Below are 7,047 nucleotides of genomic sequence, written 5' to 3'. Positions count from 1 at the left end.
TAATCCAGAAGAACCATCTATTGCAGACGTGACAGAGTACCCCTCTTTCTCAAGATACTCTTTGATCATTGCTGCGAGACGTTCATCGTCGTCGATTAGCAAAATGTTGTCAGTCGTTTTGGTCATAGGCATGCCCATATTATGCCACATTTTTTAAAATTCTCTAGCTTTACATTACTTTACGTCGCAGAAAAATCAGAGCACTGCAGTCGTGTTGTTATGACGATAGACAAGTGGGGCAACTGCCAATACCGCGATGTGCGGCCACACAAACACTATTAAGTGAGAAAGTGCGAAGTGCTGTTGGGGATTCATTCCCAATAGGTATTAAGATTAATTCCACCGATCAATTAGAAGGTGGTTTAACGCAGGAAGATCCATTAGCCGCTATCCGAATATTTGATCAAACTTCATTAGACTTGATAGAAATAAGCGGTGGATCTTATTTCCCCGGAGCAAAATATAGCTCTGATTCATCTACAAAAGACCCTTATTTTGCAGAATTTGCAGCCACAGCAAAACGCGTAATAAATGTGCCTATAGCCGTTACTGGAGGGTTTAAAACCTATACTCAGGCATTAAAAGTAATAGAATGTGGCGCTGTTGATTTTGTTGGATTAGCGCGTGCGTTAGTTATAGCCCCTGAACTTGCGAAAGACTGGTTAATTGGGACGGCAACTGACCCTAGTTTTCCTCGATTAAAGGCGTCACCTCAAGGTGGAATAACGGCTTGGTTTACCATGCTGTTAACCGCGATAGCTAATGATAGCGAGGAAAGTTTTGAGCTTGAATTATTACCTGCACTGCATCTTTATGAAGAGCTTGATGACGCTCGTTGTGATAAATGGATGCAAAAATTTGAGATTAAATAATAGTTAATTAATTTACATTATTGATATTGATACATTTTCATCACGTAATATAAATGACGCTTTTAATGGTTTGATAAGTCGCCGAGATAGGTGTTTCTCAGACGCTCAAACTACTTACCCTAACGGTTACCGACAATGTTACCGACAATGTTATCGGTATTGAGCCCGGCAATTTGTTCGATAATTCGTTAGGGAGTTAGTTAGATAATTAGTTAGATTATTTGTTATAAAAATTCGTTAAAGAATAAATTCTAAAGCCTGATTATGCAGAACATTGCTCCAGTTGAGCCTTTTTCTTATTCATTTGCAGATAACTTAACAGCCACATCATTAAGCCGCCGGCAAATAGCACTGCTGCCACATAACCGGTCTCGTTAGGCATTGCACCTTGTGCGATAAACATGCCGCCCACCCAAGGGCCGATAGCATTGGCGGTGTTAAATGAACATTGTACTAAAGCCCCTATCATCGCGTGACCATTTGGCGATACGTCCATCAGTAAGGTTTGAATCAGTGTCGCTAAACCCACACTGCAGCCAATAAAGAAAATTACTCCATACAATAGCCAAATATTATGGCTGGCACTGACGTAAGCAAGCGAAAATATAATCGTACAAACTAAAGCAATACCAGTGGTTTTTAAGGCGGCGCGATCGGCTGCTTTGCCTAGTACGTAATTGCCTAAGGTACAACCAATACCAAACATTACCATCGCGATTGAAATGGTGTATGCCGGCGTTTCAGTGACCACTAAAATGGTATCGGCAATGTAAGTGTAAATGCAAAATACGCCACCAAAGCCAATAATCACAATGCCAAGAATTGACCAAACCAATTTATTCTTTAACACGCTAAACTCATTGATTAAATTTGACGGCTGGTTGTTTTCAATTTTAGGGATCACCACATATACGCACACTAATGCAATTAAGGCGAGGACAGATGCACCCGCTAAACAATAGCGCCAGCTCAAGTTTTGGCCGACTAAAGTGACAATGGGAACCCCTACAATAGTGGCTATGGTTAGGCCCATAAACACTTTAGACATGTAACTTGCACGTTTATTTTGAGGGGCAATATCGGCAGCCAATAAAATCGCGGCACCAAAATAAGCGCCATGGGGTAGGCCGCTTAAAAAGCGAAATACAATAAGCTGTTCAAGTGAGGTTGCCATGGCACTTAAGCCATTAGAGATAAACATTAATGTCAGAAATATTGCCAAAGCATGGCGTTTTTTCATGTTGGCTGTGGTCAGCATTAAAATAGGGGCGCCTACCACAACGCCTATCGCGTAAGCACTAATGGCATAACCGCTCTGTGAAGGTGTTGAGGAAAATGTTTCACTAATTAATGGCAGCATTGGCATCATTGAAAACTCTGATAATCCCAATATAAATGTGCCTAAGGCTAACACTAACAAAATGGCGGTAGTATTCAGTTGGCTTGGTAATGCTGCAGCCGGTGTCATAAAAAATCCTAGTGGTGATAATAAAATACGGTGAATTTAACAATTGATGTCGGGCTAAACCACTGAGCTAAGCCCGTTTGTGCATGACAAAAACTAACGTGCTAATTACGGCATATTAGTCTTGCCAGCGCTGCTTAATGTATAAAATACTGGGTAAAGATTGCTGAAATAATGTCACTAATTGCGGGTCAAAATGTATGCCGCTTTGGTCATGTAAAAATGCCATGGCTTTGTCGACAGTCCATGCTTCTTTGTAAGGGCGTTTACTGGTGAGAGCATCAAATACGTCGGCTATTGCCACAATACGTCCCTCAATAGGAATATTTTCACCTTTAAGTCCATGAGGGTAGCCGCTACCATCCCACTTTTCGTGGTGAGTCATGGCGACGACTTTGGCTAAGGCGATCAAATCTGAATCTGATTCACCAAGAATTTCGGCGCCGATTTCAGGGTGCTTTTTCATGATGGCAAATTCTTCATCGGTGAGCTTACCCGGTTTAAGCATAATGCTGTCGGGAATACCAATTTTACCAATATCGTGCATTGGTGCTGCATGGAGTAAATTGTCGGCGGCCGATTTTGATAAACCATAGGCGAGGGCAATGATTTTAGAAAAATGGCTCATGCGCATCACATGCATACCGGTTTCGTTGTCTTTGTATTCTGATGCTCGGCCTAAGCGTTGAATGACTTGTAAACGAGTACGGCGTAAATCGTCTGCCTGCACTAAAGACAAATGAGTACGAACACGTGCTTTAACCACCGCTGGGGACACGGGTTTAGTGATGTAGTCTACCGCGCCAACATCAAAGCCTTTGGCTTCATCTACTTCGTCACTTAATGCCGTAACAAAAATGACCGGTACTGCTTTGGTGCGTTGCTCTGTTTTTAGTTGTTGGCAGACTTCAAAACCAGTCATACCTGGCATCATCACGTCGAGTAAAATCAAATCAGGCAGGTCGCGTTCAATTAAACGCAGAGCTTCTTCGCCACTTTTAGCAAATATCAGCCTGTACTGATCCTCAAGCATTTTCTTTAATACTCTGAGGTTAGCGGGCTCGTCGTCGACAACTAAAATTGTCGGCATACGGTCTTGGTTGTTATATATCATTCAATTCAGTCTTTTTACTGTGCAGTAACATCGGACTCAAGAGTATTGAGTTGTGTTATTGCTTGTTCAAATTCAAAGTCGTCTAGAGCATGTTGTATGTTGATACATTGCTGTCGGTATGCCGCCGGAGTGGCTGCAATTAGTGTATCGACATCGTGTTCATTGTATTGATTTTCTTTTGCAGCTAAGCGAATAAGGTTAATGATTTGGATGAACTCATCGACGCTCATAGGATCTTTTTCTGCGGCTTTATCTGGGTGTTGACTGATATCTTGAGTGCTAAGATAGGCTGCGATGCGCGCAAAAGCCTGTTCAATCTTTGGCAGCAAGGTCAGTAATTCTGTGCTGGATTTTGTCATGGCTGAGCGTTCAGCATCGCTAAATAACCGTGTCAGTTGCATTAGAGCTAAATTGCCAGACAGCCCTTTGAGTCCATGCAGTTGTTGACTAATAGCTGGCCAGTCGGCAGTTTGTATTAATTGTTTAAGCTGTTGGTTGCTATCGTGTTGTTTAGTCATAAATAGGCTGATTTCTTTCACGAGAGTCATTTGATCTCCCCACATCGAAGCGCCTTTTTTCTCATTAACCACTTGCCTGTTGTCGATATCAACAGCGGGGTTATCGACGGCCACATTGCTTTGTTCAAGTTTCAATACTTGGGCAATTTCATGATTAAGCAGCATCATATCGATAGGTTTGTTGGCAAAACCATCCATGCCGGCATCCAAGGCTGCTTTTTTGTCTTCAGGCAATACGCTGGCCGTTAATGCAATAATTGGCATATGCGGTAACTGTTCATTTTGCTCTTGTTCACGACGAGTACGCGAGGCGGTTAATCCGTCCATGATAGGCATTTGCACGTCCATCAATACAATATCAATTTTGTCGCTGCGCATCCGCAATAGGGCTTGTTTACCGTCGCGGGCAGTAATGATGCTATGACCTTGGCGCTTCATCATAATGGTGAGCAAATCAATATTTTGCTGAATGTCATCAACAATCAAAATGGCCAATGGTTTAATGTGACTGTTTGTTAACGGGGTCAACGTGCTGTTGATGTGTTTGGGCGCGGTTAATGGCAAGGCAAAACCAAAACAACTGCCTTGGCCAAATGTGCTTTTGGCGGTAATTTTGCCACCCATTAATTCAACCAATTGTTTGCTGATGGTCGTACCAAGACCGGTGCCACCAAAACGACGATTCATGCTGGCATCTGCTTGAGCGAAGGCATCAAACACTAAGGTTAATTGTTCTGGTGTCATGCCAATACCGGTATCGTTAATGGCAAATTCAATGCAACCGCTTGGTTTAACGCTCACATCGATACTGACACCCCCTTCGGCGGTAAATTTAATCGCATTGCCAATTAAATTAGTCAATACCTGACGAATTCGATCTGGAGCACCATGATAGGACATTGCCACATCTGCTGATACATTCACATTTAAGAACAGACCTTTAGAGCTAGCTTGTAACCATAAAGTCGATACCACCGAATCAATTTCTTCAATAACAGAGAAATCGTGTAATTCGAGATCGAACTTGCCTTTATCTAACTTAGCACTATCGAGAACATCGTTTAATAGGTGCAATAAAGACTTAGCAGACTGATTAATGGTACGTAAATGCTTTTGCTGTTCAGCGGGTAGCGAATCGTCGAGTAAAATGTCGCTAAAGCCAATAATGGCGTTCATTGGGGTGCGAATTTCGTGGCTCATGTTCGCTAGGAATGCCGAACGAGCTGATGCTGCTTGTTCCGCTTTGTCTTTGGCAATTAATAAAGATTGTTCCATTTCTTTGCGATCGGTGATGTCCATAATAAAGCCGTCGAGCCATTTATCTTGTACATCTATCCCGTCAACATGAGCACCATAACCGAGCAACCAGCGAATATCGCCGTTGGCATTATAGATACGGTATTCCAGCTTAAACACTTGCTCTGTGACGACTTGATTACCGATTTGCTCAAGGTCATCTGGGTGTACGTGTTGGTAAAAATGACGTTTTGGTGTTGCGCCTATATAGTCGCTTGCTGGATAACCGGTGATCTTTTCAACCGCGTCGCTAATAAATACCATCGGCCAGTTTTCAGTATTTAAACAGCGATAGGCGATACCGGGAATATTGGCGATAAGTGAGCGAAACTGGGCTTCGCTTTTAATTAGTGCACGTTGCATTTCAATACGGTGACGTAAGTCGCTTATGTACATCACAAACAGGCTTTTACCTTCAATACATGCATGACCAATAGATACCCTAACCGGAATGACCGTACCGTTAACATGTAGCGCTTCTACATCGCGGCCAGTACTTTTTTGCTGCGCTATGTTGTGGTTAAAAAAACTGTCTAAACGGGCGTTAAATTCTTCGATAAATGGGCCTGGTATAAAGTCACGAATATTTTGGTGACACACATCTTCAAGTCGCCAGCCCAGGAGTAATTCTACCGCTTGGTTGCCGCTTTCAATACGGCCTTTAGCGTTAAAGGTAATGATACCGTCAACGGCGGTACTAATGGTCGCGCGGTAGCGTGCTTCAGATAATTTGGCTTGGTGTAACGAGGTTTGGTATTTAATCAGCATGTTGACGCCTAACACCAATAAAATAATCACCACCGTAATCGTGGCAACGGCAATGCCTAAATACAGTGACATTTTTGTGGTTTGTTCAGAAAATTCAAATCCTGGTGGGCGGACAAAACGAGCCGCAGCCATACCGATGTAATGCATGCCGGAAATAGCGCAACCCATCACCATCGCCGCAATCGCATTTTTATGTAATTCACTTAAGGTAAAGCGACCTAGATGGTTCAAGCTAAAACGTATCCACAGTGCGACAATGGCCAAAATAATGGCAATAACTATTGATAAGCCAAAATAGAATAAGTCGTAACGTAGTAGGGGAGCCATTTCCATAGCCGCCATGCCGACGTAATGCATGGTGCCAATACCTGCACCGGTCAATATACCGCCCACCACAAACTGGCTTAGTTTTGGTTTGGCTGTTGATATGACATTCAAGGCTACCCAAGATGCGGCAATACTCGGAATAAACGATAACGCGGTTAAGCCGATGTCATAGCTCACCGGAGTGCATAAACTGAACGCTAACATGCCAATAAAATGCATCGACCACACACCGCCACCAAGTGCAATACTGCCGCAGCTGGTGAGTAAGTATCGTTTATATTTATTGAGCGTTAATACCGCTTGCGACGCGACTTGTAATGCCATAAACGAGGCGAAAACCGCGATAGCGATAGAGATGAAAACGACTATAGGTTGAAAGTCACCAACGACTAAAAGGCTTTCATCTGTAACGGAAAATAGTGTGCGAATTGTCTCAAGCATAATAATTAGATGAATGTCACTTTTAGATAAGTATAAGGAAGCTATCGGCTTGGAATTAAAAAACATCAGTATTTGTTCGATTTTTAACTAAAGCTTGCGCTAGATCAACGTTTAAATGATTTAGTGCGGGTTGTGGTTAATAGTTTTGTGTTTTTCAATTCCATTCTGTAGTTAACTTACGTGATGTTGTTGTAATAATGTTAATAGTCGGTGGTATTTAGGTGTTTAGGTGTTTGGGTGTTTAGG

The 7,047-nt window shown here is 42.5% G+C and carries 4 protein-coding genes; 1 reads left to right on the top strand and 3 read right to left on the bottom strand.

All coding sequences use genetic code 11. The features are described 5' to 3' along the window. Positions 1 to 233 precede the first annotated feature (233 nt). Entirely contained in the window at positions 234 to 872 is a 639-nt protein-coding gene (locus tag H5125_RS21160; protein WP_310734204.1) for a hypothetical protein, read from the top strand. Between the two features lie 262 nt (positions 873 to 1,134). Here the strand turns inward: H5125_RS21160 and H5125_RS21155 are convergent, their stop codons facing one another. From H5125_RS21155 to H5125_RS21145, 3 genes are all read right to left on the bottom strand, one after another. Beyond that, complete coding sequence (locus H5125_RS21155; protein WP_101087993.1) at positions 1,135 to 2,340, bottom strand: MFS transporter; 1,206 nt, start codon at positions 2,338 to 2,340, stop codon at positions 1,135 to 1,137. A 115-nt stretch (positions 2,341 to 2,455) separates the two neighbouring features. Next, positions 2,456 to 3,451 (bottom strand): two-component system response regulator, encoded by a 996-nt coding sequence (locus tag H5125_RS21150; RefSeq protein ID WP_174839634.1) that lies wholly within the window; start codon positions 3,449 to 3,451, stop codon positions 2,456 to 2,458. A gap of 14 nt (positions 3,452 to 3,465) precedes the next feature. Then, the gene (locus tag H5125_RS21145; RefSeq protein WP_182745381.1) at positions 3,466 to 6,801 is read right to left on the bottom strand and encodes an MHYT domain-containing protein; all 3,336 of its coding nucleotides are present in this window, start codon (positions 6,799 to 6,801) and stop codon (positions 3,466 to 3,468) included. Between the last annotated feature and the right edge of the window lie 246 nt (positions 6,802 to 7,047).

The sequence above is a fragment of the Shewanella sp. SR44-4 genome, from assembly GCF_014163715.1.
Taxonomy (GTDB): Bacteria; Pseudomonadota; Gammaproteobacteria; order Enterobacterales; family Shewanellaceae; genus Shewanella.
The sequence above is the reverse complement of the archived record's forward strand: the minus strand, read 5'-3'. Positions and strand labels throughout refer to the sequence as shown.

Excerpts from the sequence above, each read along its gene's own strand:
- H5125_RS21155 (WP_101087993.1), bottom strand. The coding sequence starts at position 2,340 with ATGACACCGGCTGCAGCATTACCAAGCCAACTGAATACTACCGCCATT.
- H5125_RS21150 (WP_174839634.1), bottom strand. The coding sequence starts at position 3,451 with ATGATATATAACAACCAAGACCGTATGCCGACAATTTTAGTTGTCGAC.
- H5125_RS21145 (WP_182745381.1), bottom strand. The coding sequence starts at position 6,801 with ATGCTTGAGACAATTCGCACACTATTTTCCGTTACAGATGAAAGCCTT.